Origin of the sequence: Gillisella vitis (assembly GCF_021559775.1) — a bacterium.
GTDB classification, from domain to species: domain Bacteria; phylum Pseudomonadota; class Alphaproteobacteria; order Rhizobiales; family Rhizobiaceae; genus Allorhizobium; species Allorhizobium ampelinum.
The window spans coordinates 567,709-582,490 of record NZ_CP056047.1 but is presented as its reverse complement, the minus strand read 5'-3'; the positions used below and the strand labels follow the sequence as shown (position 1 = coordinate 582,490).

At 55.1% G+C, this 14,782-nt stretch carries 17 protein-coding genes; 8 read left to right on the top strand and 9 right to left on the bottom strand.

Annotation, left to right across the window (positions count from 1 at the left end; genetic code table 11):
• The first annotated feature begins 14 nt into the window (after positions 1-14).
• Both pyrE and AVCG78_RS02625 read left to right on the top strand, forming a co-directional pair.
• Positions 15-551, top strand: coding sequence for an orotate phosphoribosyltransferase (gene pyrE, locus AVCG78_RS02630; RefSeq protein ID WP_071202770.1), 537 nt, complete (start codon positions 15-17; stop codon positions 549-551).
• Positions 552-742: 191 nt separating this feature from the next.
• Positions 743-1,276 carry an AAA family ATPase gene (locus AVCG78_RS02625; protein WP_071202768.1) on the top strand — a complete coding sequence of 178 codons (534 nt, stop codon included), beginning with the start codon at positions 743-745 and terminating at the stop codon, positions 1,274-1,276.
• Here AVCG78_RS02625 and AVCG78_RS02620 read toward each other — a convergent pair.
• The 4 genes from AVCG78_RS02620 to AVCG78_RS02605 all read right to left on the bottom strand — a co-directional run bounded on the left by AVCG78_RS02620 (position 1,269) and on the right by AVCG78_RS02605 (position 4,742).
• Positions 1,269-1,661 carry a response regulator gene (locus AVCG78_RS02620; RefSeq protein WP_071202766.1) on the bottom strand — a complete coding sequence of 131 codons (393 nt, stop codon included), beginning with the start codon at positions 1,659-1,661 and terminating at the stop codon, positions 1,269-1,271. The genes AVCG78_RS02625 and AVCG78_RS02620 overlap by 8 nt on opposite strands.
• A 169-nt stretch (positions 1,662-1,830) precedes the next feature.
• Complete coding sequence (locus AVCG78_RS02615; RefSeq protein WP_071202765.1) at positions 1,831-2,883, bottom strand: sensor histidine kinase; 1,053 nt, start codon at positions 2,881-2,883, stop codon at positions 1,831-1,833.
• A gap of 308 nt (positions 2,884-3,191) precedes the next feature.
• Positions 3,192-4,121, bottom strand: a complete 930-nt coding sequence (locus tag AVCG78_RS02610) for a DUF4238 domain-containing protein (protein ID WP_071202763.1) — start codon at positions 4,119-4,121, stop codon at positions 3,192-3,194.
• 198 nt (positions 4,122-4,319) lie between these two features.
• Positions 4,320-4,742, bottom strand: a complete 423-nt coding sequence (locus AVCG78_RS02605) for an organic hydroperoxide resistance protein (RefSeq protein ID WP_015915272.1) — start codon at positions 4,740-4,742, stop codon at positions 4,320-4,322.
• A 183-nt stretch (positions 4,743-4,925) separates the two neighbouring features.
• Here AVCG78_RS02605 and AVCG78_RS02600 point away from each other — a divergent pair, with 183 nt between their 5' ends.
• The gene (locus tag AVCG78_RS02600; RefSeq protein WP_071584851.1) at positions 4,926-5,369 is read left to right on the top strand and encodes a MarR family winged helix-turn-helix transcriptional regulator; all 444 of its coding nucleotides are present in this window, start codon (positions 4,926-4,928) and stop codon (positions 5,367-5,369) included.
• 94 nt (positions 5,370-5,463) lie between these two features.
• Here AVCG78_RS02600 and AVCG78_RS02595 read toward each other — a convergent pair whose 3' ends face one another.
• Entirely contained in the window at positions 5,464-6,177 is a 714-nt protein-coding gene (locus AVCG78_RS02595) for a L,D-transpeptidase (protein WP_041696321.1), read from the bottom strand.
• 193 nt (positions 6,178-6,370) lie between these two features.
• A complete protein-coding gene (locus tag AVCG78_RS02590; RefSeq protein ID WP_071202761.1) occupies positions 6,371-7,204 on the bottom strand; it encodes a L,D-transpeptidase in 834 nt (277 codons plus the stop codon).
• Positions 7,205-7,412: 208 nt separating this feature from the next.
• Between AVCG78_RS02590 and AVCG78_RS02585 the strand changes: the two genes are divergently transcribed.
• The 5 genes from AVCG78_RS02585 (at position 7,413) to AVCG78_RS02565 (ending at position 11,173) form a co-directional block, all read left to right on the top strand.
• Complete coding sequence (locus AVCG78_RS02585) at positions 7,413-7,967, top strand: hypothetical protein (RefSeq protein WP_071202760.1); 555 nt, start codon at positions 7,413-7,415, stop codon at positions 7,965-7,967.
• Positions 7,968-8,026: 59 nt separating this feature from the next.
• On the top strand, positions 8,027-8,611 hold the full coding sequence (locus tag AVCG78_RS02580; RefSeq protein WP_071202758.1) for a hypothetical protein: 585 nt from the start codon (positions 8,027-8,029) through the stop codon (positions 8,609-8,611).
• A gap of 58 nt (positions 8,612-8,669) precedes the next feature.
• Positions 8,670-9,314 carry a hypothetical protein gene (locus AVCG78_RS02575; RefSeq protein ID WP_071584850.1) on the top strand — a complete coding sequence of 215 codons (645 nt, stop codon included), beginning with the start codon at positions 8,670-8,672 and terminating at the stop codon, positions 9,312-9,314.
• 79 nt (positions 9,315-9,393) lie between these two features.
• Positions 9,394-10,284 (top strand): thermonuclease family protein, encoded by an 891-nt coding sequence (locus tag AVCG78_RS02570; protein WP_071584849.1) that lies wholly within the window; start codon positions 9,394-9,396, stop codon positions 10,282-10,284.
• Between the two features lie 256 nt (positions 10,285-10,540).
• Positions 10,541-11,173, top strand: coding sequence for an NAD(P)H-dependent oxidoreductase (locus AVCG78_RS02565; RefSeq protein ID WP_071202966.1), 633 nt, complete (start codon positions 10,541-10,543; stop codon positions 11,171-11,173).
• 93 nt (positions 11,174-11,266) lie between these two features.
• On the opposite strand, the gene AVCG78_RS02560 is transcribed toward AVCG78_RS02565, so the two are convergent.
• The 3 genes from AVCG78_RS02560 to AVCG78_RS02550 form a co-directional block, all read right to left on the bottom strand.
• On the bottom strand, positions 11,267-11,866 hold the full coding sequence (locus AVCG78_RS02560) for a LysE family translocator (RefSeq protein ID WP_071202752.1): 600 nt from the start codon (positions 11,864-11,866) through the stop codon (positions 11,267-11,269).
• Between the two features lie 613 nt (positions 11,867-12,479).
• Complete coding sequence (locus tag AVCG78_RS02555; protein WP_071202749.1) at positions 12,480-13,478, bottom strand: TauD/TfdA family dioxygenase; 999 nt, start codon at positions 13,476-13,478, stop codon at positions 12,480-12,482.
• A gap of 13 nt (positions 13,479-13,491) precedes the next feature.
• Entirely contained in the window at positions 13,492-14,436 is a 945-nt protein-coding gene (locus AVCG78_RS02550; protein WP_156582902.1) for an amino acid--tRNA ligase-related protein, read from the bottom strand.
• Positions 14,437-14,782: the final 346 nt, after the last annotated feature.

Here is a 14,782-nt window from a genome sequence, read left to right as displayed (position 1 = left end):
TAGAGAGGCCGAAAATGACTGGAAATGCGCCCTCCCCATTGGCGGAACTCGCCAGACAAATAGCAGCCACGGCGACCCTTGAGGGCGAATTCGTGTTGCGCTCCGGCCAGGTCTCCAACCGTTACTTCGATAAATATCGCTTCGAGGGAAACCCGGTTCTCTTGAGAGAACTGGCAAAGGCCATGGCCTCCCTGCTTCCCCCCACAACCGAAATCCTTGCTGGTCTGGAACTCGGCGGTATTCCGCTTGTCACCGCGATTTCGTTGGAAACAGGACTTCCCGCCGCCTTTATCCGGAAGGAGGCAAAAGCCTATGGCACGTGCCGCGCGATAGAAGGACAGGATGTCCGGGGCCGCCGGATCACCTTCATAGAGGACGTGATCACCACAGGCGGCGCCGTCGCCGACGCGCATCGATTGGCCTTGGCAGAGCAAGCAGACATTCTTGCCGTCGTTTGCGCAATCTGGCGGGGGAACGGCAGTCCTCATATCACAAACGCGCCTGAGCTTGCGGTATTGCCGGTTTTCACCGCCGCTGATCTGGAGAAGTGATCCAGGACCTTGGACCGGTCAAGGCCCGATCCAGGCCAAGACTGACCCTCTCCGCTTTGCGGTCATGGAGGCGCCAATAAATTGCACAACCTGATGTGCCAGTTCTGGCTTGTATGAAACTGAACCGAAGCAGCAGCCGGACGATGTTTCACAACAGTCACAGCCGCACGGATGAACGAAGGGACGCAGGCATGGGCCAGCGCAATATTCTGATCGAAGGCGTTTCAGGAACCGGCAAGACCTCCGTTGCCACCGAACTGCAACGGCGCGGCTACCATGTCATCCACGGTGATCGTGAACTGGCCTACCAGGGCGACCCGCAAACCGGTGAACCGCTGGATGCGTCCACACTGGCGCAGGGTCTTGCGGATGTAGCTTTCGGACACAGGCACCACCTGTGGAATATCGACAAGGTCAAAGCGCTGATTGCCGACCACAGCCACCCGATCTCCTTCTTCTGCGGCGGCTCCCGCAATTTCCCCCGGTTTATCGAGCTTTTTGACGGAGTGTTCGTTCTCGACGTCGATCAGCACACCCTTAAAAACCGGCTGGCCAGCAGACCCGAAGACGAATTCGGCGGAAAGCCAGAAGAGCGGGATCTGATTATGCGGCTGCATGCGACGAAGGAAGACATTCCGGCGAATGCGACGATTATTTATGCAACGGTGCCGGTTGAGGCGGTGGTCGAGGCGATTTTGCTGGAGATAGAGGAAGGCTTCAGGTGATAGTGGCGTGTGGATCCTCGCTCAAAAGCAACTGTGCCATTGCCTCGGTAATGGTCAGTTCGTCGTAGGGCTTCGAGAAGAAGCGGCTTCCGCCAGGCAGCATGCTCTCCTCGAGAATGGCAGCACCGGATGCGATGATCAGCTTCACCGGCGGCCACCGATCACGGATGTAGTGGGACAATTTGATACCGTCCATCGTCCCCGGCATCTGAACATCGGTGAACACAAGGTCAATGTCGTCTCGCGATTCGAGGATGCGGATTGCCTCGTCAGCGTCGCCAGCCTCCAACACTTCGTAGCCCGCCGATAGGACAAGATCGATGGCACCCATTCTTATCAATGGACTGTCTTCTACGACCAGGATAACCGGTCTGCCGTTCTTCATTGTTCACTCGATCTATGAGGCTAGCCACAATGCTGCGGCCTTTAGAGTTTGTTTTCGGAAAAGTGGAAAGCAGTTTTCGAAAAATACGATGCGAAAACAAAATTTTATGCGTTCTACAATGCCGTTTTTCTGCACAACACCTTTAGCGTTTTGGGGAGCCGTTTTGTTCCTATGCCGCTGGCGAAAAGTCAGACTGAAGGTCCGACGCTTCCCGATGACTGATTGTAACCACCGTACCTGGCTCCGCGCTGCTCAACGTAATTTCACCGTTCATATTTTTAACGAGGGCTTCCACAATACCCGTCCCCAATCCCGCCTTGGGTGCATCGCTGCCCACCGGCATTCCTATACCGTTGTCGGTAATGGTAAGCGCCCAGTCCTTGCCCGCCGACCGATAGTCAATGACGATCATCCCGGCTCGCCCGTCTGGAAAGGCATGTTTGAGGGCATTGATCACCAGTTCGGTTACGACGAGCCCCAGACTTACGGATGCGTCTGCATCCACGGTACTATCGTCAACCGTCACCTGGATCGATAGCCTCTCGGGGTCGGCGATCATCGATGCGCCGAGGCTTTGGCACAGTTGCGTGAAGTAGGCACCGAGTTCAACGCTGCTGCCGGGGGATGCGGAAAGCTGCCGTTGCAGCGCGGCGATGGACATGATGCGTTGACGGGCATCGTGCAGATGTCCGCGTGCCTCCTCCGACTGAACGCGACGTGCGCTCTGCATCAGGACGCTGGCGATGATCTGCAAACTGTTGGCGACCCTATGCTGGACCTCCTGCAACAGGATGGCTTTGTCGCGCACCAGATCGTCTTTCAGGCGCGCTTCGGCGCGCATGTCGGTCACGTCGGTTATGGCGAGAAGCAGACGAATATGGTTGAGGTCGCCGTCATCGAGCGTTCGTGCATTGACGACCAAACGCCGCGTTTTATGGTTTGGTCGCTTCAGATCGATCTCGTAGGCATCCACGTTTACGCTGCCGGTAGCAGTCGCCATCAGCAGCGACTGAAGCCTGGGCATCGCCCATTCGCCGCTGCCAAGGTCGCCGAGGCGTTTACCGGAGGTGGACGTGGGGTCGATTTCGAACGCCCGACAGAACGATGTGCTTGCCGCAATAATTCTAAGGTCGTCCGACAGAAACAACAACGGTTCGTTGGAAGACACCACCACGGCAAGCGTGCTCGCCGCTTCAAGATGGAGTGTCGGTATCTTTGGCATGAAAAGGCCCTCTAGGGCCGAAGACTTGCGGAGCAAGCCATGACTCGGCAGGCAGCGTCGGAAAATCGATGAGGTCAAGTCCAACGCTGTCACTGTAGCACGCCAGACGCGGGGCTGTTGCATCAAATCGCCCAGCGTGAGCGCAACACTGCCAAAGGGTTAGGGATAAGCGCGCTTTTCGGTGATACAATATTGGCTGGTCCGTTGATAGGAGCCGGGCTGCGCGAGGCACGGTGTGGCCGTGTGTCAGTCATTGGCCCGAAGCGGACAAGTCAAAGCTTCTTGGGCGGATAACCCTCAGTGGCGGCCTACATATCCTTGTCAATTATCCTAACTACGCGCTGCTTGTCGAAGAAACCGTGAGCGATGCGACGCTGGGGATTGGTTCCAATCCATCTTTTTACGAAGGTTGTCTGGCTACGGTCAGCGGCATAGACAAACCCGCCGGAACCCTCAACGACCTGTTTGTTATAGTTCCTGACGACAGCATTAGGTGTCATCCTTTGAAGGTTGTTCATGGTCGGGATGTTCCGCGCGGCAAGAAAGAGCTTAGTAGGCCCGATTGCGAGCGCGATATGCCCGCCTGTCTGTTGGAGTCCGTTTGTGCGGATGACGGGTCGATCCGACGTTAGTAGCTTCTGGTTAGCGCCACTCACATCCCTTACGCACCAGCGCATCTTCTTCACAAAGTTTAGCACGTTCTGATGATTGAAGAGGTTGAGGTACGCCCGGAACATCGACTTCTCTTCTGCAGCGGGTGTCATCAGCTTGATTTTGTCAGCCAACGTCGCTGGCTCGCCCGGCTCTCTCGTCTCCTCATAGGCAAGCTCCCAATGCGCGGGCACATCCACCACATAGTTAAGCCAGTTCTCTCGCATCAGCTCTAAGTCCTCCGGACACCTGATAAGCAAGCCGACGATATACTGAGCCCACGCCTCGCGGAAGTTGTCCTTGCATATCGTGCGACCGCTGCCGAGGGCATGCATTGCCTTCTCGGCAACAGTGTCGGCTGGCGCAAAGAACTCCTTCTCGATGTCTGCTGCCTCCTCAGCTGGCACGCTATTCATGGAGTAAAGCTTACTAAGATAGCCCGTCGATTTAGGTGAACCCTCCCGGATATGCAGACCATTTTCCGTCAGCTTGTATATCGTGAGCAGGCCGTTTGTCGTCCATCGTTTCGTATAGAATTTTGGGATGTAATGGTGGGCATCGGCGGTGTTTTGAATCGGCTGGCTCATGCCAAGATTATGCACCGTTGCGTTGCAGAAGGAAGAGCCGCACCTGTTAACCCACAGCTAGATTATTAGTGCGTATTCGCCGCGATGACTGCTCTTGTCGCAAAGCGGACCTCAAGAGAGTGACACGCTTACCCCTCCCCCAAACGACGAAAGGCCGGTCCCGCCAGACCGGCCTTTCGCCTATCCTTTACCCCAGCCTTAGGCCAGCGTAGCGGATACTTCTGTTGCCGTGCGCATGGCGTGGCTGTAGGGGCAGACAATGTGGGCGGCGGCGACGAGCTTTTCACCGGTTTCGCGGTCGATGCCTGGCAGGTCAACGCTGATGGAGACTTCGATGCCGAAGCCGGTGCCGTCTTCGCGCGGGCCGATACCGACCGTGGCAGTGACCTTGGCGTCTTCAGGCACCTTGACCTTCTGCTGGCCGGCGGCAAATTTCAGCGCGCCGAGGAAGCAGGCGGAATAGCCAGCGGCAAACAGCTGCTCGGGATTGGTGCCGGTGGCGCCATTGCCGCCCAATTCCTTCGGCGTCGTCAGTGTTACATCCAGAACGCCGTTTTCGCTGACGGCGCGGCCTTCGCGACCACCGGTTGCAGATGCCTTGGTTGTGTAAAGAATAGCCATGAGAGTCTCTCCTTTTTGAAAACTGGTCGTTTTGGTTGGTTCAAGGCCGGAACATCCGTGCCAGCCGCTGCGTCTGCATTCTTGGTATCACACAATTTAATTGCACGCAATTCTTTTTTGCACATTGCATTTTTATGACAAGGCTGGGAGAATGTGTTCTCACCTGCATGAAGGATAAGGCCGATGGACAAGACGGATCTGGTGCTGGACAAGCAGCTGTGCTTTGCGCTTTACGGCGCATCGCTGGCACTGACGCGCACCTATAAGCCGCTGCTGGAGCCGCTTGGCCTGACCTATCCGCAATATCTTGTGATGATGGTGCTGTGGGAAACCGACCATCTGGCGGTCAAGGCGCTGGGTGAGCGGCTGGGGTTGGACAGCGGCACGCTGTCGCCGCTGTTGAAGCGGCTGGAACAGGCCGGCTACGTCACCCGCCAACGCCAAAGCCAGGATGAGCGACAGGTGACCGTTTCGCTCACCGCCACAGGCGCTGCCCTACAGGACAAGGCTCTCGGCGTGATGGCGGCCATCGGCTCGGCCACCGGCTGTAGCCTGGAAGAGATCGCGGCGCTGCGCGATCAATTGCAGGATTTGCGCGGCAAGCTGAATGCGGGTGTTTGTCAGTAAAAATTGGAACCTAGTTTTCCCGAAAAGACAAAGGAAAACAAGGAAATTGAGAGTCTGTCCGGCTCAATCTGAACCCGACAGACTCTCTTGATCTCTATTGCAGGACGATGATCCGCGCCTTGTTCGGAACCCGGTCATAGAGGTCGATAATGTCCTGGTTCATCAACCGCACACAGCCCGACGACATCGCCTTGCCGATCGAGTTCCATTCCGGCGAACCATGCAGGCGGTAAAGCGTGTCCTGGCCGTTCTGGAAGATGTAGAGCGCGCGCGCGCCCAGCGGGTTCATCAGGCCCGGCGCCATGCCGCCATTGGCGGAGGAATATTTGGCCAGTTGCGGTTGGCGGGCGACCATTTCATCCGGCGGCGTCCATTTCGGCCATTTCTGCCGCCACTGGATCACGCCTTCGCCCTGCCAGGCAAAGCCCTCGCGGCCAATGCCGACGCCGTAGCGCATGGCCGTGCCGCCCTGTTCCACCAGATAGAGGAAGCGGTTGGGCGTATCGACAACGATGGAGCCTGCCGGATAGCCGGTCGGATCGCTGACCCGCTGGCGATAGTAGCGCGGCGGAATCTGCTGGTATGGAATGGCCGGAATCACGAAGCCGCCATCAACCACTTCGCCATACATGGCGTCCAGTTCCGGCGTGGATGGGGCCATGGGGCCCGTGGGCTGCACCATGCCGCCCAGCGACCCCTGTTCATACACCGGAGGGCGATAGGACGAGGCGCAACTGGACAGAAGAGCTGCCGCTCCAAGGCCGGAAAAAGAAAGAAAGGCACGGCGGGAAAAATCGGGGCTTGTCATATACGGTGGTACATCCTGCTGGTCAGCAGCGCACAAACGCACGCTACGCGGTTTTGTTCCGCTAGATCCTATCTACAGGGAATTACCCGAATTTCACCGCCAATAGCGCACACACACGTTCACATTTGCGCCATTGCGTGTCGTTCCGGCAACAGGCCGATAGGCAGAGCCTCAACCGTGGCAGTCTATAGCCTTACATCACCACGATCTCGGCCTTGTCCCGCACACGGGAATAAAGATCAATCACGTCCTGATTGAACATGCGCACGCAACCAGATGACACGGCCTTGCCGACGGACTGCCAATCGGGCGTGCCATGGATACGATAGAGGGTGTCGCGGCCATTCTGGAAGATATACAGCGCCCGCGCGCCAAGCGGATTGCGCAGGCCCGGCTCCAGCCCGCCTTGCGCGGCGGCAAACTGGCGCATGTCGGGCTGACGCTCGACCATGTCGTCGCTTGGCGTCCAGCGCGGCCAGGTCTTCTTGAACTGGATGACGCCCCGGCCCTGCCAGGCAAAGCCCTGCTTGCCGAGGCCAACGCCATAGCGCATCGCCCGGCCATTGGCCTCAACCAGATAGAGATAATGCGCCTTGGTATCGACCACGATGGTGCCGGGCCGTTCCGTGGTCGGATAATCAACCTCCTGCCGCAGGAAGCGCTTGTCCACCCGGTCGAGCGGAATGGCAGTCAGTGTATGACCGTCATCGCTCATCTGCCCGTAAATCGCCTTCTGCATCGGCGTAGCAAAGGGCGAAACATAGGGCTCGGCTGCTGGCATGCCATAGGTCTGGTGGAAAGGCGTCTTGAACAGGCCGAGGAATTTATTGGGCTTTTCCGTCGGCGGCGCGGCCATCGGCTGGTTCCAGGTCGGCGCGGTCTGGGCGGCAAACACTTCCGTATTCATCCGCTGCGTATCCGTGACGAAATAGCAACCGCCGAGTACGGACAGCGACAGGCAGCCAAGCCCTGCCAACAGGGCGCGAGCGACACGGGAAAACGGGCGGACAAAAACAGTGGACGACATTGCGCAACCTGGCCTGGTTCGAGATTGCCACGAGAATGGCAGACGCGGCTGGCGCGAAGCTGGTGAAGGGGTGAGCTTTTAACAGAAACAAAAACGATGGGGCCGCCGCGCCAATCACCTTAGAGAAACATCGAAATGCAATCAAAGATAGAAAGTTACACGCAAGCCTTGATTGATAATTCGATTAAAAATTAAAGCGGAGGTCGAGTTGAGCACAACAATTTCATCCACCACGACATCGTCCAGCAGCGTTTATCAATCAAAGCAGACGCCACGGCTGCCCGACGATTTTTACGAAACCGAATACACAACGCTGGAAGATCTTCCCGCTGAAGATACCGACAGCAAACCAGCCACCGTATGGGGCGTATTGCATCTCAGCACGGGAACTGTAACGCTCTATAATGAAGGCGGCTCCAGATACAATCCGTACGAACAGGGAACCGACTTTTCGGAATGGGGTGAGGGTATCGATTGGGAAAACCTTGATACCCCGGAAGAACGCGCCGCCGCCATCATGGAAAAACACGGCGGCAAACTCACCGCAAGCGCTGTCGAAAGCGGCGACAAGAGTCTGACCAGCGAACTGATGAGCAAGATGTTCAGCAGCGATGCGCTGGTGGATCGGATGTTGATGACCAGTTCCGGTGAAAGCCTGCAAGAAGGCTTGCTGCCCTCAGACGAAGAGGCGAATGGGGCGCAAGCGAGTGCCTCGGCCACATCAGCCGCCAACACACCGCAAGTGCAATCCACAGCCGCCTGATCGAGCGCCGCATTGCGGCACCGGGGTTTTTCATTTCCATGCTCATAGGAGGGGTCCACTTGAGCACCACGATTTCATCCACGGCAGTTTATGCAAACGCCTATACTCCAAGCCGATCCGAGGGCGTCACGGCGCAGTCAACGCAAACGACATCGAGCCAAAGCGATTCAAGCAGCACGATGGCGACGAGAGTCGCGCAGAGGTGGGCGGAAATAGCTGCCGCAGAAGCAAACACGGAGTTAGACACGACGCCTCGCCAGATCTGGGCGACGCTACAAATAGGCAGCACGCCCGTCGCCATCGATACGGAAGGCGGTGTTTCCTATAGCGGCACCGAACTGGATATCGATATCGACTGGGAAAACCTCAATGCCGCCGAAGAACGCGCCGAGGCCATCATGTCCAAATACGGCGGCACGCTCACCACGAGCGCGGTCGAAAGCGGGACAGAGAGCATGACCAGCGAACTGATGAGCAAGATGTTCAGTAGCGATGCGCTGGTGGATCGGATGTTGATGACCAGCTCCGGTGAAAGTCTGCAAGAGGGCTTGCTGCCCTCAGACGAAGACGCGAATGGGGCGCAAGCGAGTGCCTCTGCCACATCAGCCACCAGCACACCGCAAGCGCAATCCACAGCCGCCTGATCGAGCGCCGCATTGCGACATCGGGGTTTTTCATGTCCATGCTCATAGGAGGAGTCACATGAGCACTACAGTTACACCCGGCATAGCGTATGCCTATGGCTATTCCTCGACCAAGGCTGCGGAGGCCGATACCGAGTTTATGGCGAGTTTGCCTGACGATAGCCAGCCCAAGACCGCCTTGCAGGTGGAAATGGAACAGATGTGGGCGGAGGCTGCGGCGGAGCAGGCCAAGATTGAAGCCGAGAGCAAACCCGCAACAATCTATTCAAAGATGGAAATCAGCATTGGAACGGTTACCATCTACAATGAGGGCGGCTGGATGTTTACTCCTTATGAGCAAGGAGAAGGAAGTGCCGATGTCATGCAGCAGTTTAGAAACAGTATCGACTGGGACAATCTCGACACGCCGGAAGAACGCACCGCTGCCATCATCGCGGAATATAGCGGCAAGCTCACCGCAGACGATTTCGAAAGCGGTGACAAGAGTCTTAAGACCGAGCTGATGAGCAGGATGTTCAGCAGCGATGCCCTGGTCAACCGCATGTTTCTAACCGATACGGGCGAAAATATTCAGGACGATTTGGCCGAGACGGATGAAGATACGGCCACGGATCAAGGCGCAGAGGCCGCGCCGTCTCCGGCCACCACCGCGGCGGCGGCCAGCGAGTTGTTGGCGGTGCAGGGTCTGGCCGCAGCCGTCTGATCGGCCTTCTCTGTCTCACCCATGACACAGATCTGCGGTTTGCTGATGCCCAACCATTGATGGTAACGGAGGATCGCCCATGGCCTTGCAGAATTATCGCTACGTTCCCGGCACGATCATCATCATCGGCAAGCAGCCGGATGGCGATTCGGTGCGGTTTCGCCCGGATGATGAAAGCCTGCTTGCCGATATCTACCGCGCTCATCTACTGCGCCCCGCCAAGGACGGCAGCCATCAACTGCGGCTGGAAGGGATCGATACGCCCGAAACCCATTACGAGAGCAAGGCGCAGCCGCGCGGCGGGGTGGCGCGGGATTATCTGCTGCGCGATCTGATCGGCTTTTCCTCGTTTTCGCTGTCGAAAGAAACCGTCACCGCTGCCGAGCCGCAAACCATCCAGGCCGGTATTCTGACGGCCTCCGCCGATGTTCATGGGCGGCCGATCTGCTATCTGACCTTTGACGGCAATCCGTTTTCCTCCGGCGAGACCGGCGCGATTTCAACCAAAACCCTGGAGGCCAGCGCCAATTACCGGTTGATTTCCAGCGGCATGGCCTATCCCATGCTCTATAGTTCCGCGCCGGTAGATCAGCGCGAGACCATTGCACAGGCCGCAAGACAGGCGCGCGATGCGGACCTCGGCGTCTGGTCGGTGGACAAGACGGAACGGTTTGCCCTCACCGACCTCAGCGATCTTGGCTGGGCGAGCGGCAGCAAGCCGGGCGCGGACGAGGAAGACGGCACCGGCAAGGCCCAATTGATTTTCCCGAAACTCTTCCGCCGTGGCTGCGATTTTCTTAAATCCGGCGAGACCGATCTGGTCGAGTGGCTGCGCAAGACGGAAAGCGAAAACGACAAGGTGATTATCGACAACCGCACCGAAGTGCCGCTCTCGCAATTGCTGCGCCGGGAAAACGACCGCTACCGTTTCGATGCCGACCTGACACAGGCGGTGTTTGTCGAAAAATAGCTTCGCTATGCCTTCGAAAATCCGCGGCAATCCATGCGGGGTGAACGCTGTATTCATCATCCTGCCCGTTGCGGATGACTGCCTGCCCGCCTACATCGGGCAGGCAATTTTTCTTCCATAATACGCAGGGTCATCGAAGATGGCATTTCGTATTTCCTTTTCGAATATCTCAAGCCTTTGCTGCATTTGAGATATTCGAATGTCTTCAAGGCGAGGATGCGTGAGCATCTTCGAGCCTTCGCATAAGGATAGTATCGTGCTGCTTGATAAGTTGAACTGGCGTTATGCCGCCAAGAAAATGGACCCGTCGAAGACTGTTGCCGAAGACAAGGTCGAGCGTATTGTCGAGGCGGCCCGGCTGGCGCCGACTTCCAGCGGCCTGCAGCCGTTTTCCGTGCTTGTCGTGACCAACAAGGAGATCCGCGAGCGGATCAAGCCGATCGCCTGGAACCAGGGCCAGATTACCGATTGCTCGCATCTGCTGGTGTTTGCCGCCTGGGACAATTACACGGCGGAACGGATCAACACGATGTTTGATCTCACCAATGCCGAGCGCAATTTCACCAATGAAGGCTGGGAAAACTATCGCAAGATGCTGCTGGATACCTATCCGCCGCGCGACGCCGAAGTGAATTTCGAACATGCCGCTCGCCAGGCCTATATCGCGCTGGGGCTGGCACTGACGGCTGCCGCCTTTGAAGAGGTTGATTCAACCCCGATGGAGGGTTTCGACCCGGCAGCGCTGGACGAAATCCTCGATCTGCGCGCCAAGGGCCTGCGCTCCGTCGCCATCCTGCCGCTGGGCTATCGTCAGCCGGAAGGCGACTGGCTGGTCAACCTGAAAAAAGTCCGCCGCGCCCGTGAGGATTTTGTCATCGAGGTGAAGTGAATCGTTTGTCGGCAGGGATATCGAACGGCCCGTGCCGACAAATTCTGTCAGCTTCAAACGCATGCAGCAGCATGGCATCAAAAATTTAGCGTCTTATTTTGCAGCAAAGCAGGCCACCAAGACGAGACATATTGCGGATAGATACTTAAATATCTTACTATCGGCACCAGAATTCTTAAGAAAAAACTCTCGCGTCAGACCGGACGTGACAACCGTTACTATATCGAAAATAAATGCGATGACCACAAATATGATGGCCAGCTGCGATGTTTGCAAGAAATATCCTTTAGACGGATCAATAAAAGCAGGAAGGAAAGCCGCGAAGAACATCGTAACTTTCGGATTAAGTAGCGAAACGATGAGACCCTGAAAAAAATAGCTTTTTTTCTGTGTTTCTGCCTCTGCTGTACGGTCGCTTCTGGAACGAATCGTTTTCCAAGCGATATAAAGAAGATAAATCGCGCCCCCATATTTGATAATATAAAGAGACGCCGAAACCGAAGCAAAAAGCAATGACAATCCAAATGCAGAAGCAAGGGCATTTCCAAGCGCACCCATAGCGACGCCAGACGCGGAAAGTACGCCCGCACCAAACCCGCCCTCCACTGTACGCGATAAAATATAGATGACAGCCGGCCCGGGGATAGCAACAATAGCAAGGCAAGCAAGAATATAAATCCAAATATCGTTCACGTTAATACATTTCCAGAATTTGCAATTTTGGCTTCAATTCCGATCAACGTTGAAACGAAAGAAACGCTCCACTGTTAATACGAAAACCGTTATCTTACATGAATCATCACGGAAAACCACATTGACTTAATAGGAAAGCATGAAGAGGTTGCTCTCAGAGCCGCCTTAAATTCATTGAAAAATCTCAAACACATCTTGTACTTGAGATTTTTTTAAAAGAAATACAATTATTCGCTGTCAAACATTCGTTGCATATATTGATCTTTGCATAACACGACACGTTCGGGAACCGCAACCCTGGATTTTCATTCCCAGGCGGATCTGGCTTGGCTTCCTTCTGCTCCAAACGACTCTTTATAAAATATTTGAAGGCATGCAAGCGTGCCCTCGCCGGGGGTATGATACGAGGTTTCATTGAAAATGGCAGTTCGTATTCCGTTTGAAAATATCTCAAGCCTCTGAAGTATTTGAGATGTTTTCAATTTTTCAAGTCGGGGGTGCGCGCACATCTTCGAGACCTGGTATGAGACGGGAACAATCATCTTTGCCTCTTCGGATTGCGCGCTACAGCGCCGTCACCAGATATGGTGACAGCGCTGTAGAACCATGCAACCTAGACAGCAAATTGCCGCTCGTGAAAGCGTAGTTCCTTCAGACGCCTGAAATCTTGGACCACATTGATCTTCTTCAACCAGCGGTCAGAGCCGTCGTAACGCGGCTGGAAAGAACGACGCCCATGAACGGCACGATGGTTATCGACGATCAGCAGCTCGCCCTGCGCGATAACGACATCGCGTTGTGCCTGTTCGATGCGCTCTACAAGACGCTCATAGGCCGCAACGGATTTATCCTGTAAATTGATAGGCTTCATGAACTGGGGGTCGATTCTGATATAGGGATCGACGGGATTGCCGAAAAGCACACTTTCAACAGGCGGATTTTCGATCATCGCCTGCATTTTGGCGTGGGCAATCCGCCCCGCTTCATGGGTTACGTGCGCGAGATGGCTGGCATGATCCGGGTCAGGCAGAAACATGAAATTTTTGTTGAATAAAAACTTTATGTCATTTTCGTCGGTTTCTGGCGGCAGACACGCGACGGTCGTTGCCACTCCTTGCGGATTGCGCATCCCGAATAAAAGGATGAAGTCTGGCCGGTGATCAGAAAATGCATCTTCGGTATGCCAAACCAGCTCCTCCTTGCTGCCTGCACCCAATTGTGAAAATTCCGCAGTCTTCATCGGCACGATATTCTGCGTCAGATGCCCATCCTGCTGGCTCGCAAAAGAAAAAGGCGTCCCCAGACAACTGGCCATCAGGGCAAGATAAATATCTTCTCGCATGATCGTGCGCGCTGGATCGGGACGGGTTGTGGCAGGCGTTAGGCCAATTGAAGCGTCATCCACGGTAAAACCGGCAATCCGCAACGTCGCACCAAGGCCTTCCGACCGATAGTCAGCCAATAGCCTACGAATGGAAAGAGGCATCTCCTCGCAAGCTGTCAGAGCCATTCGATGGAGATGGTTTTCGTCGCGTACACGGCTATTGATTGATGCGATCAGATTTTCGATGGCTCGATATTCTTCGGGATTCAAATAATAGATATCACCCATTGCAAGCCACCCGTCACTTCATGCCGGGGATATTGCGGTTGGGGCCATGATCATGCGGCTGCACAAAGTCTAGGACCGTACGCGAGCCAGAAATGAAACGAAGAAGGCGCTCGAATCCGATACCAAATCCCGCGGTCTGGATCTGACGCGTACGTTTCCATTCAGCGTGACCATGGGTTAGGCTTTCCTTGGACTCTCCCAAATTGCCAACCGACTGCGCCAGAATTGCATCACCCGTTTTTGGGCGAATTCCTCCCGTTGCCAACTCTCCGTAACCAAATGGCAACATAAGGTCGTAGGTGTCATAATTGCCTTCAGCGTTTTCGTGATAGACGGCATCACGAACACCTTTCGGATAATTGTAAATCCAGAAGGGCCGGTCGAATTTCTTGCTCAGATTTTGATCTTCATCAAAGGTGAGATCCGTTTGTCGCCCCTTTTGCGCACCGACAAGTCGAAGCGCCTCAGCAAATGTAATTCGGGGAAAGGCACCACGCTGGATAGCGGCTATGTGGTCGTGCGAGTCTACCGTATTGACATCAGTCATAACAGCGGCGTTAGAGGACAGATATGCCGCAACACCCACCAAAAGCTGTTCTGCTGTCATGAAGACATCTTCCATCGATTCCGTCTTCCACTCGACTTCGACCTGAAAGAATGTGTTCAGATGCTTGCGAGATACCGCCTCCCCCTCCTGAAGAAGACGAACACATGGGGCAAGGCAGTAAACTTTATTTAGAAACTCTGTAGCTTGCTGCTTTTCAAAATTATGACTGACAGGAAGATAATATGCTTCTTTTCCCGTCACAGTCACCTGTCGTTCAATGTCGTGAGAAGCAAGCTTCTTGACATCGGGCCGCAACCGGTCACCGATAACGGCATAGGAGTGGAACGCGCCCGGCTCAAGCTCACGCGACAGAACTGACGGGACGATTTCGTGAAACCCATAGTCCCCCATTGTCTTTCGAACAGCTGACAATGTTGCAGCGGTCCAAAAATAGGTCTGAGAACTTGAAAAACTTCTTTTTTATTCAATCACTTTTCAGCTCCACTCAAGAATGCATGGGCGCACTTTTTAGCGAGGATTCTCACGATTACAACTATAAATTATTATTATAAATCATTTCAATCTTAGATTTAAAATTCACAACTGATCGTTGATTTCCGAAATGCACACATAGACCTCCGGCTCTTTCTACGGGTACCATCGACGGCAAGAATCGGAGGACTCGCACATCGGCTCCTGCGATGTGTGTTACGGCGCCATGCGCCATATGTGGCGCACAAAAGTCCGCCGCGCCCGT